At 70.8% G+C, this 19,849-nt stretch carries 18 protein-coding genes; 4 read left to right on the top strand and 14 right to left on the bottom strand.

Annotated elements, in window-relative coordinates; all coding sequences use genetic code 11:
• Nucleotides 1-14: 14 nt before the first annotated feature.
• Genes ACFC96_RS04680 through ACFC96_RS04690 form a run of 3 tightly spaced genes read right to left on the bottom strand, consistent with a single transcriptional unit; the run spans nt 15 to nt 3,644 of the window.
• Nucleotides 15-1,049, bottom strand: a complete 1,035-nt coding sequence (locus ACFC96_RS04680) for an ABC transporter permease (protein ID WP_340457693.1) — start codon at nt 1,047-1,049, stop codon at nt 15-17.
• Nucleotides 1,042-2,571: a sugar ABC transporter ATP-binding protein gene (locus ACFC96_RS04685; RefSeq protein ID WP_376610209.1), complete on the bottom strand. Its 1,530-nt coding sequence runs from the start codon at nt 2,569-2,571 to the stop codon at nt 1,042-1,044. The genes ACFC96_RS04680 and ACFC96_RS04685 overlap by 8 nt, the downstream gene beginning before the upstream one ends.
• The gene (locus ACFC96_RS04690; protein WP_227298884.1) at nt 2,568-3,644 is read right to left on the bottom strand and encodes a sugar ABC transporter substrate-binding protein; all 1,077 of its coding nucleotides are present in this window, start codon (nt 3,642-3,644) and stop codon (nt 2,568-2,570) included. The genes ACFC96_RS04685 and ACFC96_RS04690 overlap by 4 nt, the downstream gene beginning before the upstream one ends.
• 179 nt (nt 3,645-3,823) lie before the next feature.
• Here ACFC96_RS04690 and ACFC96_RS04695 point away from each other — a divergent pair, with 179 nt between their 5' ends.
• Nucleotides 3,824-4,534: a FadR/GntR family transcriptional regulator gene (locus ACFC96_RS04695; protein WP_340457697.1), complete on the top strand. Its 711-nt coding sequence runs from the start codon at nt 3,824-3,826 to the stop codon at nt 4,532-4,534.
• Between the two features lie 22 nt (nt 4,535-4,556).
• Here ACFC96_RS04695 and ACFC96_RS04700 read toward each other — a convergent pair whose 3' ends face one another.
• Nucleotides 4,557-5,249: a TetR/AcrR family transcriptional regulator gene (locus ACFC96_RS04700; RefSeq protein WP_376610211.1), complete on the bottom strand. Its 693-nt coding sequence runs from the start codon at nt 5,247-5,249 to the stop codon at nt 4,557-4,559.
• A gap of 120 nt (nt 5,250-5,369) precedes the next feature.
• Between ACFC96_RS04700 and ACFC96_RS04705 the strand changes: the two genes are divergently transcribed.
• Together ACFC96_RS04705 and ACFC96_RS04710 are read left to right on the top strand one after the other, a co-directional pair.
• Nucleotides 5,370-6,848, top strand: a complete 1,479-nt coding sequence (locus ACFC96_RS04705) for an APC family permease (protein WP_376610213.1) — start codon at nt 5,370-5,372, stop codon at nt 6,846-6,848.
• 40 nt (nt 6,849-6,888) lie between these two features.
• Complete coding sequence (locus tag ACFC96_RS04710; protein ID WP_376610215.1) at nt 6,889-8,541, top strand: amidohydrolase; 1,653 nt, start codon at nt 6,889-6,891, stop codon at nt 8,539-8,541.
• Nucleotides 8,542-8,548: 7 nt separating this feature from the next.
• On the opposite strand, the gene ACFC96_RS04715 is transcribed toward ACFC96_RS04710, so the two are convergent.
• The 10 genes from ACFC96_RS04715 to ACFC96_RS04760 all read right to left on the bottom strand — a co-directional run bounded on the left by ACFC96_RS04715 (nt 8,549) and on the right by ACFC96_RS04760 (nt 19,077).
• Nucleotides 8,549-9,502 carry a formylglycine-generating enzyme family protein gene (locus ACFC96_RS04715; protein ID WP_376610216.1) on the bottom strand — a complete coding sequence of 318 codons (954 nt, stop codon included), beginning with the start codon at nt 9,500-9,502 and terminating at the stop codon, nt 8,549-8,551.
• Nucleotides 9,503-9,599: 97 nt separating this feature from the next.
• Complete coding sequence (locus tag ACFC96_RS04720) at nt 9,600-11,165, bottom strand: alpha-L-fucosidase (RefSeq protein ID WP_376610218.1); 1,566 nt, start codon at nt 11,163-11,165, stop codon at nt 9,600-9,602.
• 22 nt (nt 11,166-11,187) lie between these two features.
• A complete protein-coding gene (locus ACFC96_RS04725; RefSeq protein ID WP_340457295.1) occupies nt 11,188-13,074 on the bottom strand; it encodes a family 20 glycosylhydrolase in 1,887 nt (628 codons plus the stop codon).
• 182 nt (nt 13,075-13,256) lie between these two features.
• On the bottom strand, nt 13,257-15,620 hold the full coding sequence (locus ACFC96_RS04730; RefSeq protein WP_376610220.1) for an alpha-L-fucosidase: 2,364 nt from the start codon (nt 15,618-15,620) through the stop codon (nt 13,257-13,259).
• 246 nt (nt 15,621-15,866) lie between these two features.
• The gene (locus ACFC96_RS04735; protein ID WP_376610222.1) at nt 15,867-16,346 is read right to left on the bottom strand and encodes a GNAT family N-acetyltransferase; all 480 of its coding nucleotides are present in this window, start codon (nt 16,344-16,346) and stop codon (nt 15,867-15,869) included.
• A 54-nt stretch (nt 16,347-16,400) separates the two neighbouring features.
• The gene (locus ACFC96_RS04740; protein WP_340457299.1) at nt 16,401-16,574 is read right to left on the bottom strand and encodes a hypothetical protein; all 174 of its coding nucleotides are present in this window, start codon (nt 16,572-16,574) and stop codon (nt 16,401-16,403) included.
• Nucleotides 16,575-16,975: 401 nt separating this feature from the next.
• Entirely contained in the window at nt 16,976-17,752 is a 777-nt protein-coding gene (locus ACFC96_RS04745) for a DUF4142 domain-containing protein (RefSeq protein ID WP_376610224.1), read from the bottom strand.
• Nucleotides 17,753-17,867: 115 nt separating this feature from the next.
• Nucleotides 17,868-18,242, bottom strand: coding sequence for a fluoride efflux transporter CrcB (gene crcB / locus ACFC96_RS04750; protein ID WP_376610225.1), 375 nt, complete (start codon nt 18,240-18,242; stop codon nt 17,868-17,870).
• Entirely contained in the window at nt 18,239-18,595 is a 357-nt protein-coding gene (locus tag ACFC96_RS04755) for a DUF190 domain-containing protein (protein WP_340457302.1), read from the bottom strand. The genes crcB and ACFC96_RS04755 overlap by 4 nt, the downstream gene beginning before the upstream one ends.
• On the bottom strand, nt 18,592-19,077 hold the full coding sequence (locus tag ACFC96_RS04760) for a CrcB family protein (protein WP_340457303.1): 486 nt from the start codon (nt 19,075-19,077) through the stop codon (nt 18,592-18,594). The genes ACFC96_RS04755 and ACFC96_RS04760 overlap by 4 nt, the downstream gene beginning before the upstream one ends.
• Before the next feature lie 170 nt (nt 19,078-19,247).
• Between ACFC96_RS04760 and ACFC96_RS04765 the strand changes: the two genes are divergently transcribed.
• Nucleotides 19,248-19,829 carry an inositol oxygenase family protein gene (locus ACFC96_RS04765; protein WP_376610227.1) on the top strand — a complete coding sequence of 194 codons (582 nt, stop codon included), beginning with the start codon at nt 19,248-19,250 and terminating at the stop codon, nt 19,827-19,829.
• The last annotated feature ends 20 nt before the right edge of the window (nt 19,830-19,849 follow it).

The following is a 19,849-nucleotide window of genomic DNA, read 5'->3' on the forward strand; positions in this document are numbered from 1 at the left end:
GCTGAGGCGGGGGGTCAGTCCTGGGCGCGGCCGGTCGTCACACGGGCGATCATCAGGGCGAGGAGGATGATGCCGCCGTAGATGGCCTGGATCCAGAACGACGGAACCTGGGCGAGGGTCAGCAGGTTCTGGACGACACCGAGCAGCAGGACGCCGGTGAGCGCGCCGAACATGGTGCCCTTGCCGCCGTCGAGGCTGATGCCGCCGATGACCGCCGCCGCGAACACGGTGAAGATCATGTTGTTGCCCTGGTTGGCGCTGATCGCGCCGACGTAGCCGGTCTGCATGATCCCGCCGACCGAGGCGAGGACGCCCGCGACGACGAACACGCCGAGCATCACGCGCTCGACGCGGATTCCCGCCGCGCGTGCGGCGTCGGCGTTGCCGCCGATCGCGTACAGGGCGCGGCCGATCCGGTGGTACTTCAGGATGAGGCCCACCACGCCGAAGGCGACGGCGGCCAGCCATACGGACATCGGGATGCGCAGGAACGTCGTGGTGGCGAGGGAGAAGAACGCGTCGGGCATCCCGAACAGCGTCTTGCCCTTGGTCGCGCCGACGAGCAGTCCGCGCAGGACGATCAGCATCGCCAGCGTCACGATGAAGGCGTTGAGCTTGAACTTCACAACGAGGATGCCGTTGAAGGCCCCGATCGCCGCGCCCACGACGAGGATCGCGAGCAGGGCGAGCACGGTCGGGAACTCGGTGCCGAATCCGGACTGGGAGACCGGCAGGACGAGCAGGGCGCCGACGGCGGGCGCGATGCCGACCACCGACTCCAGGGACAGGTCGAACTTGCCCGTGATCAGGACGAGCGACTCGGCGAGGACGACCATCGCGAGGGCGGCGGACGCGCCGAGGATGGAGATCAGGTTGCGTTCGGTGAGGAACGAGTCGTTGACGACCGCTCCGAGAACCATGAGTAGCAACAGGGCTGGCACGAGGGCGAGTTCGCGTGCCCGGCGCAGCAGGACGTTCTTCGCGGAGCCCTTGCCGGGCAGCCGTACGGGGGTGGCTGGTGAGGCCGACGGGGCCTTGGTGTCAGCCATGGTCCACTCCTTCGATGGAGGCGATCAGCTCGTGGTCGTTCCAGCCGGCCGCGTGCTCGGCGACGACCTTCCCGTGGAAGAGGACGAGGACCCGGTCGCAGCGGCGCAGGTCGTCGAGCTCGTCGGAGACGACGAGGACCGCGGTGCCGTCCTCGCGTGCGCTGTCCATGCGGGACAGCAGGGACTCCTTGGACTTCACGTCGACGCCCGCGGTGGGGTTGATGAGGACGAGGAGGCGGGGGTCGGAGGCGAGGGCGCGGGCCATGACGACCTTCTGGGCGTTGCCGCCGGAGAGGTCGGACACGGGCTGGTCGGGGCCCTCCGCGTGGATGTCGAGGCGGTCGATCAGGTCGGCGGCGAAGCGGCGCTTGCGGTCGGTGCCGACGAAGCCGTGGCGGCCCAGGCGCCCCAGGACGCTCATGGTGGCGTTGTCGCCGATGGTCATGCCGGTGACGAGTCCTTGGTCGTGCCGGTCGCGCGGCACGCAGCCGACGCCGGCGGCGAGGGCGGCGCCGACATCGCCGAACGGCAGCTTGCTGCCGTCGAGTCGGGCCGTTCCGGCGGTCGGCGTGTGCAGTCCGGCGAACGCCTCGGCGAGCTGGATCTTGCCGCTGCCGCTGGATCCGGCGAGTCCGACGACCTCGCCGCTGCGGATGGTCAGGTCGACGTCGTGGTAGGCCTCCGAGGTGAGGCCGCGCGCGTCGAGGAGGACGGTGGCGTCGGGCTCGTGTTCCACGGCGGCGCGGGCGGCCGCGCGTTCCTCCGCGATGACCTCGCCGGCCATCGCCTCCACCAGGGCGGCGCGCGGAAGTTCCGCGACGGGTGCCGTGGTGATCCAGCGGGCGTCGCGCAGCACGGTGACCGTCTGGCAGACCTCGTACACCTCCTGGAGGTGGTGCGAGATGAACAGGAACGTGACGCCGGATTCCTGGAGGGCCCGCATGCGCGTGAAGAGGCGCTCGATCTCCCGGTTGTCGAGCTGCGCGGTGGGCTCGTCGAGGACGATGAAGCGGGCGCCGCCGCTCAACGCCCGGGCGATCTCCACCATTTGGCGGTCCTCGACCTTGAGCTCGGCGGTCCTGGCGTCGGGGTCTACGTGGATGTCCCAGGTGTCGAGGACCTGCGCGGCCTCCTCCTGGAGCTTGCGCCAGGAGAAGAAGCCGCGGCGGCTGCCGGGCTGCCGGTTGATGAAGAGGTTCTCGGCGACGGTGAGTTCGGGTACGACGGTCGGCTTCTGGTAGACGCAGGCGACCTTGGCGCGCCAGGCGTCGCGGTCGCTGAGCGGGGGCGCGGGCTCGCCGTCGAACAGGAGGGTGCCGGCGTCCGGTGCCTGGAGGCCGGTGAGAACCGTGACCAGGGTGGACTTGCCGGCGCCGTTGCGGCCCACGAGGGCGTGGGACTCGCCGGGCAGGACGGTCAGGCGACCGTCCTGCAGGGCGACCGTGGGACCGTACCGCTTGGCGATGCCCGACGCCTCGACCAGCGGCCTGACCGCCGGCGTGGTTGTCGTCGAGGTGCTCATTTGACCGTGTTTCCCCAGAGCTTCGGGTCGTCGACGTTGTCCTTGGTGACGAGCGGCGCGGGCAGCTGGTCCTCGAGGATGCCGCTGGGCAGCTTGACGATCTCCGAGTCGTGGTCGGTGGGACCGGGCTTGAACGTCTTCCCCTGCATCGCCGCCTTGATGTAGTACATGCCGTACTTGGCGTAGGCGTCGGCGGGCTGGGAGACGGTCGCGTCGATCTGGCCCTTGCGGATGGCGGCGAACTCCTGCGGGATGCCGTCGTTCGAGACGATCGTGATGTGGCCCTTCTCGCCGGTCTTCTTCAGCAGGCCCTTGGACTTGAGGGTCTGCAGGGTGGGCGCGAGGTAGACGCCGCCCGCCTGCATGTAGATGCCCTTGATGTCGGGGTTGGCGTTGAGGAGGGTGTCCAGCTTGGACGCGGCGGTGTCGGACTCCCACTTGGCGGGGATCTCCAGGACCTTGAGGTCCGGGTACTTCTTCTTGACGCAGTCGCGGAAGGCCTGCGAGCGCTCGCGGCCGTTGACGGAGGCGAGGTCGCCCATGATCTGGACGACCTTGCCCGTCTTGACCTGCTGGCCGAGGTACTCGCAGGCCTTCTCGCCGTACGCGACGTTGTTGGCGCGTACGACCATGGCGACCTTGCCCTTCTCGGGCGCGACGTCCACGGCGACGACGGGGACGCCCTTGCGCTCGGCCTGGTCGAGGCCGGCGGAGATCGCGGCGCTGTCGAGGGGCGCGACGACGAGGCCCTTGACGCCCTGGTTGAGCTGGTTGTTGATGTCCGTGATCTGCTGCGAGGGGTCACTGTTGGAGTTGACGGTCTTGAGCGCGTCCACGCTCTCGGACTTCGCCATCTTCGGCACGTAGTCGTTGTACGACTGCCAGAACGGCGAGGTGAGCAGGGGCAGGATGACCCCGACCTTGCCCTTTCCGTCGCCGCCGCCCTTGCCGCCGGAGGCGACGTCGTCCTTCGTGCTGCCGCACGCGGAGAGCACCAGGGCGGCGCAAGCGGCGACCGCCGCCGCGCCGACGATCCGCGACCTGTTCCGCTTGCGCACTGTTCTGCCGGCCATCTGACGGCTCCTCATCGAGCGAGATCGAGCGACTTCTGGTACCTGATGGCGGAAATATTTATCAGACCACTTGGCGGCCACAACACCCCTCGTCGCCAACTTTTCCGTGTTTCAAGCCGTAGTGGTCGGACCACATCTCTGGCTAGACTGCGGCGCATCCGGCATATTGAGGAGCGTCCGTGGAACAGACCGCCCCGCAGAAGGGCACCGTGACGCAGCGGGCCATCGAGCAGATCAAGGCGATGATCGGCGAGGGACTGCTCGAGCCGGGCCAGCGGCTGCCCACGGAGCGCGACCTGGCCACCCAGCTCGGCATCTCGCGCAGCTCCATGCGCGAGGCGATCAGGGCACTCACGGTCCTCGGCGTGCTGGAGGCGCGGCACGGATCCGGTATCTACGTCACGCAGCTGAACGCCGGGGATCTCCTGGAGACCTTCGGCGTCGTCGCGGATCTCTCGCGCGGCGCGCGTCTCGTGGAGCTGATGGAGGTGCGCCGCGTGCTCGAGTCGACCGCGACCGCGCTGGCTGCCGCGCGCATCACACCGGAGCAACTCGCCGAGGTGGAGCTGCACCTGGCGGCGATGGCGGCGACGGACGACCCCGAGGAGATCCTCTCCCACGACCTCGCCTTCCACCGGGCGATCGCCACGGCCGCGGGCAACGACACGATGGCCGCGATCCTGGAGGGGCTGTCGTCACGGACCTTCCGGGCCCGCGTGTGGCGCGGTTACCAGGAAGAGGGCGCCTTCGAGCGCACGGGCCGCGAGCACGCCCGCATCCACCGCGCGCTGGTCGCCCGTGATCCGGAGGCGGCGCGCGCCGCGGCGGCGGCCCATGTGGGCGAGGTCGAGGCTTGGATGCGCAGCCAGCTCGACGCCGAACCGGCCTGACCACGCCCCGCACGAGGGAGGGTCAGCGCGGCGCCTGTGCCGCGAGCGCGGAGAGGAGCAGTTCCAGCGCCGTCCCGAAGGAGCTCTGCGCCATGAGGGGCAAGTGCTGGCGGACGGCGTCGAGTTGGGGGTACGTCTCCGCCGGGAGCGACTGGTACGTGTCCGTCCAGGCGCCGTGGTCCTGGGCGCGCCGCTCGGGCGGCAGTGCCAGATGGGAGGCGTCCAGGGCCGCGTGCCCGAGCGCCGTGTCCACGAACGCCGCGTAGAACCGCACGGCCGTGGCCGCGTCGAAGCCCGCGCTCCGCAGCAGCCCGATGCCCGTCTCCACCGCTCTGACCTCGTTGATGCGACGCGTCACCCGGTACGCCGCCATGGCGGCGATCCGGGGGTGCTCGCTGTAGGCCCGATGGATCCGTCGCCCCATGCTCCGCAGGTCCGCGACCCAGTCGCCGCCAGGCGTGAAGCCGGCCATGCTCTCGCCGATGATCCGGTCGGCGACGGCGAGGAGCAGGTCGTCCGTGTTGTGGAAGTAGCGGTAGACCGCGCTCGGGTCGCAGCCGAGCGCGGTGCCCAGCCTGCGCACGCTCAGCGCGTCGGGCCCGTGCTGGCCGACCAGGCGCAGGGCGCAGTCGACGATCAGCTCACCGGAGAGCAGCACCCCCGACTTGGTCGGCTTGCGGCGCCGCCGCTCCACCGGAATCCGTCCTTCGGTCATACCCCGATCCCCTTCCGTGCGCGCGGCCCGTTCGCCTTATGTCAACACCATTGACGCAACATTGACAAGGCCTGTTTGATCGCACCCTCCCTCCCCTCCTCCGGTTTCAGGAGTGTCCGAATGAGCAGCGAACCCCCTGGCCTGCGCCGTTCCCTCGGTGTCGTCGACGGCGTCGCCATCGCCGCGTCCAGTACCGCGGCCACCACCAGCATCGGGATCGGCATGGGCGCGCTCGCCGCGACGGTGGGCCTCCAGGCCCCGGCGATCCTGCTGGTGGCGTTCCTCCCCATCCTGGGCATCGCCTCCGCCTACGCCCGCCTCAACCGCTCCGAGCCGAACATGGGCAGCGGCTATGTGTGGGTCGGCAAGTCGCTCGGCCCGTGGCCCGGCTTCATCACGGGCTGGGTCACCCTGGTCGGCACGGTGATCTTCATGGCGTACACCAGCGCCGTGACCGGATCGGTCTTCCTCCAGTTCGCGAACAAGGCCGGCTGGCACCACGCCCTCGGATTCACGCTGGACCCGAACTCGACGGCCCTGAGCACAGTGGTCGGCCTCCTGGTGCTGGCCGTCGTGACGTACACGGCGATCACCGGCGTCCGCAAGGCCACCCGGCTCCAGACCTGGCTGCTCGTCTTCGAATACGCGGTCCTGCTGGCGTTCTGCGGCTGGGCCCTGATCTCGGGCAGCCACGCCTTCCACTGGTCGTGGCTGAACCCCTTCGCGATCCACGACGGCACGGCCTTCGCCCAGGGTCTCGTCCTCGCGGTGTTCTTCTTCTGGGGCTGGGACGCGGCGTTCAGCGTCACGGAGGAGACGAAGAACGTGCGCGACGCCGGCCGGGGCGGCTTCATCGCGCTGTTCACGATGCTCGCGATGTTCCTCTACGGCGCCGTGGCCTTCCAGCGCGAGATGAGCCTGCCCGAGCTGGTCGCCCAGGGCCCGCAGGGCCTGACGTATCTGGGCGCGAAGCTGGCCGACGAGCCGTGGGCGACGCTTCCGCTGCTCGCGCTGATGTTCTCCGCGGTGGCCTCGCTCCAGTCGAGCGTCATCCCGACGGCCCGCGGCCTCCTCGCCATGGGCCGCGACCGCACGATGGGCCAGGTATGGACCCGCGTCAGCCCGCGTTACGGGTCCCCCGCCCTGGGCACCGTCCTCATCATGTCGATCTCCGCCGCGGTCTCCGCACTGGCACTGGCCATCCCCAAGCTCAACGAGATGATCCTCGCCGCCGTCAACTCCATCGGCCTGGTCGTCGCCTTGTACTACGGCCTGACGGCACTCGCCTGCGCGGTCCGCTTCCGCGCCGCCCTGCGCGGCCCGCTGTCCGGTGCGCTGCGCGCGGTCGTGGCGCCCGGGGTCAGCGCCCTCGCGCTCCTCGGGATCGGCGTCTACCTCGCCCGCTCGTACGTGACGATGAGCGACAGCTTCGAACTCAGCCCCGACAACGGGTGGTTCATGCTGTCCGTACCGCTCGCCATCGTCGCGTCCGGCCTGGTGATGGCCGCGTACGCCAAGTACGTGCGCCGCTCCCCGTACTTCGTCAAGGGCGGTGCCACCGCTCCCGAGACCGTCACCCTGACCGCCGAACCTTCCTGACAAGGCCCGTTCCCTCACTCACCGCAAGGAGTCACGTCCCATGCCCGACACCGCCCCCGCCGACCTGGTCTTCACCGGCGGCCCGGTCCACACCCTCTCCCCCGCCCGGTCACGCGCGACCTCGGTCGCCGTACGCGGCGAGCGGATCGTCGCCGTGGGCCACGACGAGGTACGCGAACTCGTCGGTCCGGCCACCGAAGTGGTGGACCTGAAGGGCAAGTTGCTCATCCCCGGCTTCCAGGACGCGCACGCGCACCCGGTCGGCGGCGGCCTGGAGCTCGGCCAGTGCGACCTGAGCGGCGCGACGACCCTCGACGAGTACCGGCGCCGCATCTCCGACTACGCGCAGGCGCACCCAGACACCGAGTGGATCACCGGCGGCGGCTGGTCCATGGAGGCGTTCCCCGGCGGCCTGCCCACGGCCGCCGAGCTGGACGCCCTCGTGCCCGACCGCCCGGCCTACCTCGTCAACCGCGACCACCACGGCGCCTGGGTCAACTCCCGCGCCCTGCGAGCCGCCGGGATCGACTCCGGCACCCCCGACCCCGCCGACGGCCGCATCGAGCGCGACGCCGACGGGGCGCCGACGGGCATGCTCCAGGAGGGCGCGGCCAACCTGATCGGACGGCTGCTGCCGCCCGTCACGCTGGAGCAGCGGATCACGGGCCTGCTGCGGGCCCAGGCCCTGATGCACTCCCTCGGCGTCACCGCGTGGCAGGACGCCCTCCTCGGCGAGCACGCCAACCTCACCGACCCCACGGACGCGTATCTCGCGACCGCCGCGGACGGGCGCCTCACCGCGCGGGTCGTCGGCTCGCTGTGGTGGGACCGTGCGCGCGGCACCGAGCAGATCGACGAGCTCGTGGCGCGTCGCGCGGCCGGCACGCGCGGGCGGCTGCGCTGCACGACGGTGAAGATCATGCAGGACGGCGTGGCCGAGAACGGGACGGCGGCCCTCCTCGGCCCCTACCTGGACGGCTGCGGCTGCGCCTCCGACAACAGCGGCATCAGCTTCGTCCCGCCGCTCGACCTCCAGAAGTACGTGACCGAGCTCGACGCGCGCGGCTTCCAGGTGCACTTCCACGCCCTCGGCGACCGGGCGGTGCGCGAGGCACTCGACGCCGTCGAGGCGGCGCGCGCCGCCAACGGGCGCACCGACACGCGTCCGCACCTCGCCCATCTCCAGGTGGTCCACCCCGACGACATCGGCCGGTTCAGGGAGCTGGGCGCGACGGCGAACATGCAGGCGCTGTGGGCGGCGCACGAGCCTCAGATGGACGATCTGACGATCCCGTTCCTCGGCCCCGAGCGCAGCGCGTGGCAGTACCCGTTCGGTGATCTCCAGCGTTCGGGGGCGACGCTCGCGGCGGGCAGCGACTGGCCGGTCAGCAGCCCGGACCCGATCGAGGCCATCCATGTCGCGGTCAACCGCGTCCTGCCCGACGCGGCGCCCGGCACGCCGGTGTTCCTGCCGCAGCAGAGGATCGGCCTGGACGCGGCGCTCACTGCGTACACGGCGGGCAGCGCGTACGTGAACCACCTGGACGACGTGACGGGCTCGATCACGGCGGGGCGCCTCGCCGACCTGGTGGTGCTCGACCGGGACCCGTTCGCGGCGCCCACGGAAGAGATCGGCGCGACGCGCGTCCTGGAGACGTTCGTGGGCGGCGAGCGGGTGTACGCCGCCCGGTGACCGCTTCCTACACGTCCGCCGCACACCGGAAACCGCAGTTCCCGCTGCTGGAGTCCGGTGTGTTGGCGGTGCGGGCGGCCACGCGGTAGCGGTTGCAGTACGAGTCGTGGCACATGTACGAGCCGCCGCGCATCACGCGCGTGTCGCCCTCGGCGGGGCCGCGCGGATCGATGAGGGGCGCGGCCGGGTGGTCCGTGGTGAACCGGTCGGCGACCCACTCCCACACGTTGCCGACGGTGTTGTGCAGGCCGTAGGCGTTGGGCCGGTAGGCGTCGACGGGCGCCGTGCCGGTGTGGCCGTCCTCGCCCGTGTTCACGACGGGGAACTCGCCCTGCCAGATGTTGCAGCGCCAGTGGCCGCGCGGGGTCAGCTCGTCGCCCCACGGATAGCGGGCCTGGTCGAGGCCGCCGCGGGCCGCGTACTCCCACTCGGCCTCGGTGGGCAGCCGCTTGCCCGCCCAGGCGGCGTAGGCGCTCGCGTCGTCCCAGCTGACGTGGATCACCGGGTGCCGCGACCGGTCCCCGATCCCGGAGCCGGGTCCCTCGGGCGCGCGCCAGGTCGCGCCCTCGACACCCCGCCACCAGGGGGTGCCGGCGGGTGCGGGTGTGGCACGGGCGAGGCGCGGGTCGAGGAAGCCGGCGAAGACGTACGACCAGCCGAACCGCTCGGCGGCGGTCACGAAGCCGGTGTCCTTGACGAACGTAGCGAACTGGGCGTTCGTGACGGCGTGCTCGTCGATCCGGAAGGGGCCGACGGTGACCTCACGGACCGGGCTCTCACCGTCGCCGGGGTTGGCCCGGTCGTCCTCGTTGCCCATGCGGAACGTGCCGCCGGGCAGGGTCACCATGCCCTTGCCGGAGGCGCGCCGGGCCGTCGGGGCGAGCGGCACGGGCCGCGGCTCGCCGCCGTCTTCGCGGCGCGCGGCGCAGCAAGCCTTCGGGGTCACGTCTTCCGCAGTCATGATTCCGCCTCGTACACGCACTGGACCGATCCGGCCGATCCTCGCACGCGTGGGGCGGCCCGCGTCCGGCGGGCCGCCCCACGCACCTTCTCCCGGCTCAGACCCGGGAGCGGTACAGCCCGAACCGGGCGATATGCGGTCCGGTGCGTGCCTGGGTGACCCGCAGGCGCCACTCACGGGCCGTCACCGGTGCGGGCAGGACCAGGACGCGGCTCGCGCCGATCGTCCCGGCCCGCGCCACCTCCGTCCAGGCACCGGCGGACTTCGCCTCGACGACGAACTGCTCCACCTGCTGGCCGTGCCGGATGTCCTCGGCAAGCCGGATCCGGTCGACCTGCCGGGCGGTGCGCAGGTCGACGGTGCGGGTGCCCGCGCCATCGTCGCGCACGCGGGCGCCGTCCGCCAGGTCCTCGGGCAGCTCGCGGTCGATGCGCTCGCGGAACTCCTTGAGCCGCGCCACGTCCGCCGCGGGCAGCAGCCCGTCGGTGTCCGGCGGGATGTTGAGCAGCAGCACGGAGTTGCGCCCCACGGACCGGAACCAGATGTCGGCCAACTGGTCGACGGTCTTGGGCTGTTGGTCCGCGTGGTAGAACCAGCCGGGCCTGATGGACACGTCGCACTCGGCGGGCCACCACTGGAGGTACTGGGCCACGGAGCGCGACTGCGCGAGCGCGTCCCGGCTGCCCTGGTCCGGCGCGTCGTAGCGCAGGGCGTAGTCGACGCTTCCGTTGCCCGAGTCCTTGACCGGGACGACGCTCCACTCGTCCTCGCGCGCCAGTCCGCCCTCGTTGCCCACCCAGCGCACGTCCGGTCCGCGCACGGCCATGGTGGCGCCGGGGGCGAGCGCGCGGATCACCGTGTACCAGCTGTCCCAGTCGTACGTCTCGACCTTCTCCGGCGGGATGCGGCCCTGCGCGCCGTCGAACCACACCTCGTCGACGGGGCCGTACTCGGTGAGCACCTCGTAGAGCTGGTTGAGCATGTGGGCGCCGTAGTCCGTCGCGTCGAGCGTGAACGTGCGCGGGTCGCCGCCTGCCCGGTCGTCGCCGTCCACGAGCGTGGGGATGGTACGGGCGGACCGCTCGCTGCCGTTGGCGTAGACGCCGTCGAGATACTGGTTCTCGTCCGCGGGCGAGATGTAGACGCCGACCTTGATGCCGTGCTTGCGCATGGAGTCGGCGAAGGAGCGCAGCACGTCCCCGTCACCGCCGCGCCAACTGCTCGACGCGACACTGTGCTTGGTGTAGCGGGACGGGTAGAGGACGAAGCCGTCGTGGTGCTTGACCGTGAGGATGGCGAGCTTGAATCCGCCGTCGCGCAGCGCGCGTGCCCACTGGTCGGTGTCGAGGCCCGTCGGCTGGAAGACGTTCGGGTCCTCGTCGCCGGTGCCCCATTCGAGGCCGGTGAAGGTGTTCACGCCGAAGTGCAGGAAGGCGGTCTTCTCCAGGCTCTGCCAGGCGATCTGACGCTTCGTCGGGCGCACACGGGAGGCTTTGGCGACCAGTTCCTGCGGGGAGTCCGTGGCGCTGACGGGGATGCGGTAATGGGGTTCTGCCGCGGTGGCGGCGGTCGCCGCCGGGGCGGCCAGGGCGAGGGAGTTGCTCGAGGCTGCCACGGCCGTGGTCGTGGCGGCGGCCAGGAAGAGTCGTCTGCTGACGGTCATCTGCGGGTGGGGTCCCTTCGGGTCAGCGCTGGGTCAGCGTCCAGATGGTCGGCGTCTGCTGGTCGGGCGGGTTCTGCACGAGACGTCCGTCGGATGTCGCGTCCAGGGTCATGCGGGTGAGTGCGTTGGTGAGCACGTAGCCATGGCCGGAGCGGGAGGCCTGCCAGCGCTGAAGGGTGTTCTTCGCGTCGCAGGTCTCCTGCGTGACCGCGGAGCCGGGCTGCAGCGGCACGTTCAGGGTGAGCTTTCCGCTGCGGGTCTCCAGGCAGCTGCCGGTCTCGGTCGACCGGAGGGTCAGATAGCCGTCCGGGGTGCGGGTGACCTCGAAGCCGGCCGCCTGAGTGCGGTGGCGCGTGTCGGCGAGGGTGTAGTTGCCGTCGGCGACGGGCTGCCGTGTCAGGTCCCGCTGTCCGGGTGCCCGGCCGACGGCCTCCGCCCGTGCGGTGAAGCCGGCGTACGTCGCGTCGGGGTGCGGGTCGCTCCACGTCGTCTGCGCGATGTGGCTCAGGGGCAGCCGGGCCGCCTGCGCGACCTCGTTCTCCGTCTCGCCGCGCCCGTTGTCGGGCCACAGGCTGATCTTGGCGCCGGTGATGCCCTCGCGCGAGGCGAGCTTCTCGCCCTCGAAGCTGCGCGGGTCCCACTGCTCGTCGTAGAGCTTGTGCGTATCGGTGTGGAAGCCGCCGCGCACGAGGTAGAGGGAGTAGGCGGCGTTCATCACGGGGTACCCCTGCGCGATCAGCTCACTGGGCTTCACCTTGACGCCGAGCCAGTGCTCGACGGTCGTACCGGCCGTCACCGGGACGGTGTTGGCGCCGGTCAGGCCGTCGTTCCAGATGCGCAGCCGCTTGCCCTTGCTCGCCGCGTAGGCGTCGACGCGGTTGACGAAGTCGATGAACGCGTCCTGGGGCGTGGCGTTCTCGCCGTACTTCTTCTTCGCGTACGCGGCGATCTGCGGGTACTTGGCGAAGTCCGAGCCGAGCATGTACTCGTCGGCGCCCATGTGCCACCACTTGGCGGGGAACACCTCGCCGTACTCGTCGATGAGGCTCTTGTAGTAGTCGAAGGCCGCGGGTGCGGTGATGTCGAGGCGGGACGGCTGCGGCTTGCCGTCGGAGTCGGTGAGCTGGAGGTCGGGGCGGTTCTCGATCCAGGGGTCCATGTGGCCCGGGGAGTTGATCTCCGGAACGATGGTGACGTGGTACTTCTCGCCGAGCGCGACGAGGCGGCGGATCTCGCTCTTGGTGTAGTACCCCCAGGTGTTGGCCTCGGGGTGGCGGTCGCTCTTCACCTTCAGTTCGACGAGCAGCTGGTTGAGCTTGTGGTACGCCATGTCGCGCACCAGGTTCTCCATCCAGTCCGTGGAGATGTGCACGTAGCAGGCGCAGACGCCGACGCCGCGTTCCTTGTACCGGGGCACGTCGACGGTGCGTCCGGCCGGCACCCGGTCGTTCTGGGCGAGGAGTTGGAGGAGGGTGCGGGTGCCGTAGAACGCTCCCGCCTCGGCCGCTCCGGTGATCTCCAGCCGCTGCCCGGCGCGGAGTTCGTAGCCCTCGGCGCCCAGGGATCCGCTCCGTGACGGCTCGACGTCGACCACGATGTCGCCGGTACGGGACGGACCGCCGGTGACCGGCACGGTGCCCTTGCCCGCGGCGTGCAGGTCATCGGCGAGGGTGGCGGCGACGCGGCGCGAGGCGGCGTCGTGCGCGACCAGGCGCGCTCCGGGGCCGTAGGAGTAAGTGCCGTGCCCAGGGGTCCAGTTGGTGAGGCTCGGCAAGGTCTGGGGCACGGGGTCCTGGGATGCCGCCCGCGCCAGGGGGGCCGGTGCCGCGAGCAGCAGGAAGGCCGCTACGGTGCCGATCAGTCGGTGTCTGCGACGCCGGGGCGCCGTGGTGGAGCTCGGATCCGTCATGAGATCCGATGATTCAAGCCCTTCGGCGGGGGTGTCAATGGATCCTTCCCAGCAACTGCTTGGACATCTCGCAAAACTCATCGGATGAATCAGCGGTCTGGGCGCTGCCGAACACACGGCGGGCGGCGGACCCTCAGGCCCACCGCCCGCCGCTGCTCGCGCACGGGTCACCCGGGCAGGTCTCAGCCCTTCCACTCCACCTTGAACACCCACACGTGCTCGCCCGCCGCGCGCGCCGCCGCCGGCACGTCCACGACGAACGAGCCGCCCGTGGTACGCCAGTTGAGCGGTCGGTCGTGGCCGAGCAGCGTGACCTTGTCGCCGGGCCGGACCGGGACGGCCGCTTCGACGGTGAGCTGCGCGCCCGGCTCGGCGAGCGAGTGGATGTAGAACGCCTTGTTCGGCCTGACCGTGAACCGCAGGTCCTCGCCGAGCTGGGCCATCCGCGACCAGTAGGTGGTGTCGTAGATGGCCTCACCGTTGGTCTTGAGCCAGTGGCCCGTCTCGCGCAGCCGGGTCTGCATGATCTCCGGGATGGTGCCGTCGGCACGCGGTCCGATGTCGAGGAGGAAGTTGCCGTTCTTCGACACGATGTCGACGAGGCTGTGCACCACCTCTTCGGTGCTCATGTAGCGGTCGTCGGGCGTCTCGGCGTTGTAGCCGTAGCTGTACGGGTCGAGTCCGCGGCTCGACTCCCACTTCGCGACGACGGTGTTGTCGTACGTCGTGTACTCGGGCGTCGTGAAGTCGTGGAAGCCGATCCCGGAGCGGTTGTTGACGGCGACCTCGTAGGGCTTCGGGCGGTTCTTGCCGTGGTTGAAGAACTCGGCGAGAACGTGGTGCGAGTCGTTGACGCCGCCGATGTCGCACCACAGGAGCTGCGGGTCGTAGTCGTGGATCAGCTCCAGCATCTGCGGGGCCTGGAAACCCTTCACATAGTCCTTGCCGGACGTGTAGCCGGTGTAGGGGACGGGCTCCAGCGTGTACGGGTTGCGCGGGGCGTGCCCCATCCACGGGTTGTCCGGGTTGAACCACTCGGGCATGGAGAAGTACAGGCCGCGGTGCAGCTCGGGTGTGTAGCGGCGGGACGCGTCGAAGAGCTCCTTGATGATGTCCCGCTCGGGGCCCATCTTCACGGAGTTGCGGTCCGACAGCTTGGTGTCCCAGAGCGCGAAGCCCTCGTGGTGCTTGGAGGTGAGGACGTGGTACTGGGCGCCCGCGTCCCGGAACAGCTCGACCCACGCGCGCGGGTCCCACTTCTTCGCGGTGAACATCGGGATGAAGTCGTCGTACGCGAAGTCCTCGCCGTACGCGGCCTTGTGGTGGGCGTACGTCGGGTTGTTCGGGTCCTGCATCTGGTCCCAGTACCACTCGGCGTACTGCTTGCCGACCGGCGCCCACGCGGGCACCGAGTAGACGCCCCAGTGGATGAAGATGCCGAACTTCGCGGAGTGGAACCAGTACGGGGCCTGGTGGCCGGAGAGCGACGCGTCGGTCGGCTCGTAGTCGGGGACGCCGAGCGTGAGCTTCCTGGAGCTGGCCGCGGCCCGGCGCCCGCGCCCGGTGGCGACGACCTTGCCGTCCTGGACGGTGCCGGGCGCGGTGCCCGCGCGGTTGCGGATGCCGACGCGGACGCGGGCCTGCTCCCCCGGGGCGAGGCGCGTGACGCGGGCGGGCTCGACGGTGCGCGCGCCGGGCACGTCGACGCTGACGGTGAGGGCGTCGGCGGTGACGATGCCGACGGTGCCCGCGTTCACGACGGTCGCCTCGACGCTCTGCGCGCCGGTCGACTCCAGGAGCGAGAACGTGGAGTGCGCGTCGCGCAGCGCCAGCGCCCGGCCCTGCGCGGCCGGCTGGAGCGAGAGCGCGAAGACGTGCAGGGCGGTCTTGCCGGCCTCGGCCGGGTTGAGCTTCGGCAGGGTGATCGCGACGGCCTCGCGCTGCGGGTCGAGGGGGACCTCACTGGTGCCGATGCCGACGCGGTTGCCGTCCTTGGTGCCGTCGGGCTTGTAACGGTAGGGGGCGGAGAGCTGCCCGCCGGAGGAGTACCAGTCCGCCCCACCGAGTCCGGCGCTCGTGGTGGAGCCGTCGGCGTAGTGGACGGTCGCGCTGCCGGACGCGTTGCCGTAGCTGCCGGCGGTCAGGAACAGAGCGGACAGATAGCGGCCCTTGGGGAGGTCGACGCGCTGGCCCATGGCCACGATGTTGTTCTTCGCGCCCGCCGCCGACGACGGGAAGGCGTAGGCGATCCCGTCGAGTTCGACCGGCCCTGCGGGCAGTTCCTCGCCGGGGAAGGTGTAGCCGCTGCCGTCGAAGTCGCCTCCGCGGGCGGCCGAGGTGTCGACACCGTCGTTGTCGAAGTGGGCGTCGAGCGGAACGGGCACCGGGTCGGGGACGGGTCCCCAGACGGTGTCCGCGGGCGCGGTCCCGGCGGTGGCCGCCGCGCCGGACGCGGCCGCGGGGCCTGCGGCGGCGAGCGGTACTGCGGCCGCGGCTGCCACGGCCGCGGCCGTCCCGAGGACCTGGCGTCTTGGGTACGAACTCATACTCAGCACTCCCTGATGCGGCTCAAGGCTGGGCATTCATCGGAGGTCTGATGATGGTGGGGGTCCGTGAGCGCGTCAATGGGCCGCGCAGAGGCGGTAGTTGAGAGAGTGATCCGATGACCGCGCGTCGACGCCGGGCTCGGAGCGACGCCCGCAACGAATGTCCGAAAACGGCCGTCTGTCAGCGCGTGCGAAGAAGGCGCGAAACCGGTCTCCGGGCCCCTGGCGCCGCCGGGGGCCGACGCGTCACAGCGCGCGGTACATGATGTGCAGCCCCACCCGGCCGTGCCGGGCGTGCTCGTACGCGTCCGGAACCGTGCCCAGGATCGTGAAACCGAGGGAGGTCCACAGGCCGACGGCGGGGTTGGTCTCGACGACCGCGTTGAACACCATGGCGCGGTAGCCGTCCGCCTTCGCGCGCTCCAGGACGTGCTCGGCGAGGGCGCGGCCGATGCCGCGGCCACCGTGGGCGGGGTCGACCATGAAGCCCGCGTTCGCGATGCCGGCGGCGGGACCGCCGTAGTTCGGCGCGACGTAGGCCGAGCTGACAACAGCGCCGTCCACCTCGGCGACATACACACGCTTGCCCGGACCCATCCACAGGGTCCGGGCCTGCGCCTCGGGGGTGCCCGGATCCCAGGCGTACGTCTCGCGGGATCCGACGATCTGCCGCCAGAACGGCCAGATCTGCGCCCAGTCCTTGTCCTCCGCGTCCCTGATCAGCATGTACGTGAGTCTGGCACGAGGCCGCTCAGGGACGGATACGGGGCCGGCGGCCGGTCAGTCCACGCTGGGGAGGATATGGGGCTCCGCGAGGTCGTCCTCGTAGCCCGCGAGCCTGATCGGGGCCGAGCGGGCCCAGACGTCGAGGCTGCCCAGCTTCTCGGGCCGCCGTCCCGCGCGCTCCGCGCGTTCCCGGGGGCGCTGCTCGCTCTTCGTCTTCTCTGGTGTCACCGCGCACTCCTTGTGTGTCGGGTAACCCTGGCCGGCGCGTCCGCCCCGGCGTTCCCGTCGGGCGTCCGGCGCCCGGTCGGGCCTGGTTTCGATACCGGTTCGGGCGCGGTGGCGCCGGTTTTCTGCATGGGCGACCCTGGATGAGGCCGTCCCGCGACGGACCACGGGTACTGGTAGGACCACGTTGTGCTGTACGTCGGCTACAGACAGAGTAACCATATGAGCAGGGTCCTGCTCGATGGGGCCGAAACCAGAGAGACGGCTGGGAGTCGCCGGGGATTCATTCGGCCACCGGCGACATGACACCCGACTGGGCGACGACGAGGGCCTCTCGTTCGGATCAGGCCGGACCTGAGAGCGGTGACAGGGACCCGAGCCCGGCATGATCCGAACAAAATGCTCTAGGTGGGGTCCGGCCGGGCCGTGTTGATCGTTCGCCCCGGATCGTCGGTCGACTCGGCCGACGGCTGCGAGGTCACATCGGGCGAACCGGAAGGCTCGGCGGGCCTCGGAGCGGGCGGCAGCACGCCTCCCGGGGGCGGCGGTCCGGTGGGGCTGGCGGTGGCGCTCCCCGCGGCCTCGTTCGCGATGGCGTCGAAGTCCACGTCGCCCGTGTTCTCCAGCATCGTGATGTGGTCGAGGACGGTCTGGTTGGCGTCGGTGGCCAGCTCCCGGACAAGCGTGTTGCGCGTGGTGTGGCGGACCTGGGCGATCAGGGCGAAGACCTTGCCGTGGGAGTCGCGCAGCAGGTTGGCGAACTTGTTCTCGTAGTCCTTGCCGCTCGCGGCGGTCAGCTCGTTGAGCCAGCCCTGCTGCTGCGGGTTGGGCTGGTTCGGCAGCTCCACCCCGAGCCGGCCCGCGACCGAGCGGACACGCTTGTCGAGGTCGGTGTGGCCGACGACGAGGTGGTCGCCCGCCATCCTGATCGCCTGCGTCGGCGCCCGCTCCAGGGCCTGCTGGCCGGCCGGTATCTCCCAGAGCCCGGCGAGCCGCACCTTGACCAGGAAGTCCCGGTCGGTGGCCGACAGGGGACCCCACTGGGTGGCCACGCTGCCCGCGTTCAGGTTGGCCGCCCCGGTGCCCGAGCGGTCGGCGTACGACCAGATCGGAAAGGCGAGTGCGCCCAGGGTGGCGACCAGGGCGGCGAAGATGAGCGCGGTCCCGTTGATGCGTCGCAAGCAGTCCTCCCGATACCGGCGTCAACTCGCCGCGGGGGCGAGCTACTTGTTGGTACGGGAGGGTACGGACGTGATGGGCGTGGCGTTCAGACTTTCGCGCCCCCTTTTTTTGGACCTACCCCCAGAGGGCGTCGGCGAGTGCGGCTCCCGTGAAGGCGGCGCCCAGACCGGCGGCGACGCTCGCGGCCACGTTGGCCACGGCGTAGAGCCGCGCCCCGTCCTCGCCGAGGCGGAGGGTCTCGTACGAGAACGTCGAGTACGTGGTCAGTGCCCCGCACAGACCCGTACCGATGAGCAGTTGCACCCGCGACGAAGCGGCCCCCGCGGCGACGGCGCCGGTGAGCAGGCCGAGCACTAGGCAGCCGCAGACGTTCACCGTGAACGTCCCCCACGGGAAGACACTGTCGTGACGGGTCTGCACGGCCCGGTCGGTGAGATAGCGCAAGGGTGCGCCGACCATCGCGCCGGCGATCACCAGGAGCCAGTTCACGCTCGCGCTTCGCCCTTCTCCCGGCCCACGTACCGGATGACCTCGCAGTCGTCGAGCATGACCAGACCCTGCGACACCAGCTCGTCCAGCTCCGGCAGGAACGCCCGGACCCGCGCCTCGGTGTCGACGATCACGACGGCCACCGGCAGGTCCTCGCTGAGCGAGAGCAGCCGCGAGGTGTGAATCAGGGACGACGCCCCGAACCCCTCGATGCCACGGAAGACGCTCGCCCCCGCGAGCCCCGCCTTGTGCGCCCGGTGCACGATCTCGCTGTACAGGGGCTTGCGATGCCACGTGTGGCTCTCCCCGACGAAGACCGTCAGTCGCAGGGCACGCCCGGTCAGTCGTGTCATCGCTTCCTCCACGCCAGTACGCGGCGCGTCAGCGCCACTCCGAGCCCCACGGCCGCGAACGCCGCCAGGAGCGTCGCCGCGAGACAGGCCAGGCCCGTGCGGACCCGGCCGCCGTCCACCAGGCGCTGGATGTCCACCGCGTACGTCGAGAACGTGGTGAAGCCGCCCAGGACGCCGGTGCCGAAGAACGGCCGCACCAGGCGGTGCGCCGCCCACACATCGGTGATGATCACCATGAACACGCCGATCACGAAACAGCCGAGCGCGTTCACCCACATCGTCGTCCAGGGAAACGCCCCGGGCGACGTGGGCCACAGGAGCGCGGCGCCGTAGCGGGCGCAGGCACCCACGGCGCCGCCGAGCGAGACGACCGCCACGATCGGGCCCTGTGCGCGCAGGGTCGCACGCCTGCGGGCCGGTGCGCGCAGATCGACGTCCGGATCACGGGGTTCGTCCACCGCCGGGGACTGCCCACCTGCCATCCGTACCCGTCTCCTTCTCGGCCCCGGCGCCGCGCCACCACTGAAGATCACTGTCTGCGGTCAGCCTATCGCCGGTCCGGACGCGCCGTTAATGTCCCGTTGTCCGCGGCGAAAGATGGCCATGGTCTCCTGCCGGAACACCGGCATACGGTCCCAGGGAGGAGTCGCGCATGACACGGGTCGAGCTGCGCAGCGTCGACGAGCTGATGGATCTCCTGCACGCCTGCCGCGGCGCGTGGGACACCCCCGACCGCAGCGGCGACCCCGTCGACCTGCACGACCACGCGCTGCAGACCGCCGCGCTGCTGCGTCGCGGCCACCCCAGCGACAAGGAGCTCCAGCTCGCCGGGCTCGTCCACGACATAGGCCACCTGCTGCGCCCCGGCGACGACGCGGGTCACGCGGACACGGCGGCGGCCGCGGTGCGGGGGCTGCTCGGGGAGCGGGTCGCGCGCCTGGTGCAGCTGCACGTCCCGGCCAAGCGCTACCTGGCGGCATCGGACCCGGCGCGCGGTCTGTCGCCGCAGAGCGCGCTGACGCTGCAGACGCAGGGCGGGCCCATGACGCCCGAGGAGGCGGCGGCGTTCGCCCATGACCCGCTGGCCGACGATGCGGTGACGCTACGTCAGGCGGACGACGCGGGCAAGGTGGTGGGCCTCGACGCCGGGGTCATGGAGGACTGGCGGCCGGTGATGGAGCTGGTGGCGCAGGCGCATCGGTCCACCAACTTCACACCATCCCTACATGGTTGACATGTCTGACTGACGCTCCG

It is taken from the genome of Streptomyces sp. NPDC055955 (assembly GCF_042270245.1).
Classification (GTDB): Bacteria; Actinomycetota; Actinomycetes; order Streptomycetales; family Streptomycetaceae; genus Streptomyces.

Excerpts from the sequence above, each read along its gene's own strand:
- ACFC96_RS04760 (WP_340457303.1), bottom strand. The coding sequence starts at position 19,077 with ATGGCAGGTGGGCAGTCCCCGGCGGTGGACGAACCCCGTGATCCGGAC.
- ACFC96_RS04690 (WP_227298884.1), bottom strand. The coding sequence starts at position 3,644 with ATGGCCGGCAGAACAGTGCGCAAGCGGAACAGGTCGCGGATCGTCGGC.
- ACFC96_RS04765 (WP_376610227.1), top strand. The coding sequence starts at position 19,248 with ATGACACGGGTCGAGCTGCGCAGCGTCGACGAGCTGATGGATCTCCTG.
- ACFC96_RS04735 (WP_376610222.1), bottom strand. The coding sequence starts at position 16,346 with ATGCTGATCAGGGACGCGGAGGACAAGGACTGGGCGCAGATCTGGCCG.
- ACFC96_RS04705 (WP_376610213.1), top strand. The coding sequence starts at position 5,370 with ATGAGCAGCGAACCCCCTGGCCTGCGCCGTTCCCTCGGTGTCGTCGAC.
- ACFC96_RS04725 (WP_340457295.1), bottom strand. The coding sequence starts at position 13,074 with ATGACGGATCCGAGCTCCACCACGGCGCCCCGGCGTCGCAGACACCGA.
- ACFC96_RS04755 (WP_340457302.1), bottom strand. The coding sequence starts at position 18,595 with ATGACACGACTGACCGGGCGTGCCCTGCGACTGACGGTCTTCGTCGGG.
- ACFC96_RS04715 (WP_376610216.1), bottom strand. The coding sequence starts at position 9,502 with ATGACTGCGGAAGACGTGACCCCGAAGGCTTGCTGCGCCGCGCGCCGC.
- ACFC96_RS04710 (WP_376610215.1), top strand. The coding sequence starts at position 6,889 with ATGCCCGACACCGCCCCCGCCGACCTGGTCTTCACCGGCGGCCCGGTC.
- ACFC96_RS04700 (WP_376610211.1), bottom strand. The coding sequence starts at position 5,249 with ATGACCGAAGGACGGATTCCGGTGGAGCGGCGGCGCCGCAAGCCGACC.
- ACFC96_RS04685 (WP_376610209.1), bottom strand. The coding sequence starts at position 2,571 with ATGAGCACCTCGACGACAACCACGCCGGCGGTCAGGCCGCTGGTCGAG.
- ACFC96_RS04680 (WP_340457693.1), bottom strand. The coding sequence starts at position 1,049 with ATGGCTGACACCAAGGCCCCGTCGGCCTCACCAGCCACCCCCGTACGG.
- ACFC96_RS04720 (WP_376610218.1), bottom strand. The coding sequence starts at position 11,165 with ATGACCGTCAGCAGACGACTCTTCCTGGCCGCCGCCACGACCACGGCC.
- ACFC96_RS04730 (WP_376610220.1), bottom strand. The coding sequence starts at position 15,620 with ATGAGTTCGTACCCAAGACGCCAGGTCCTCGGGACGGCCGCGGCCGTG.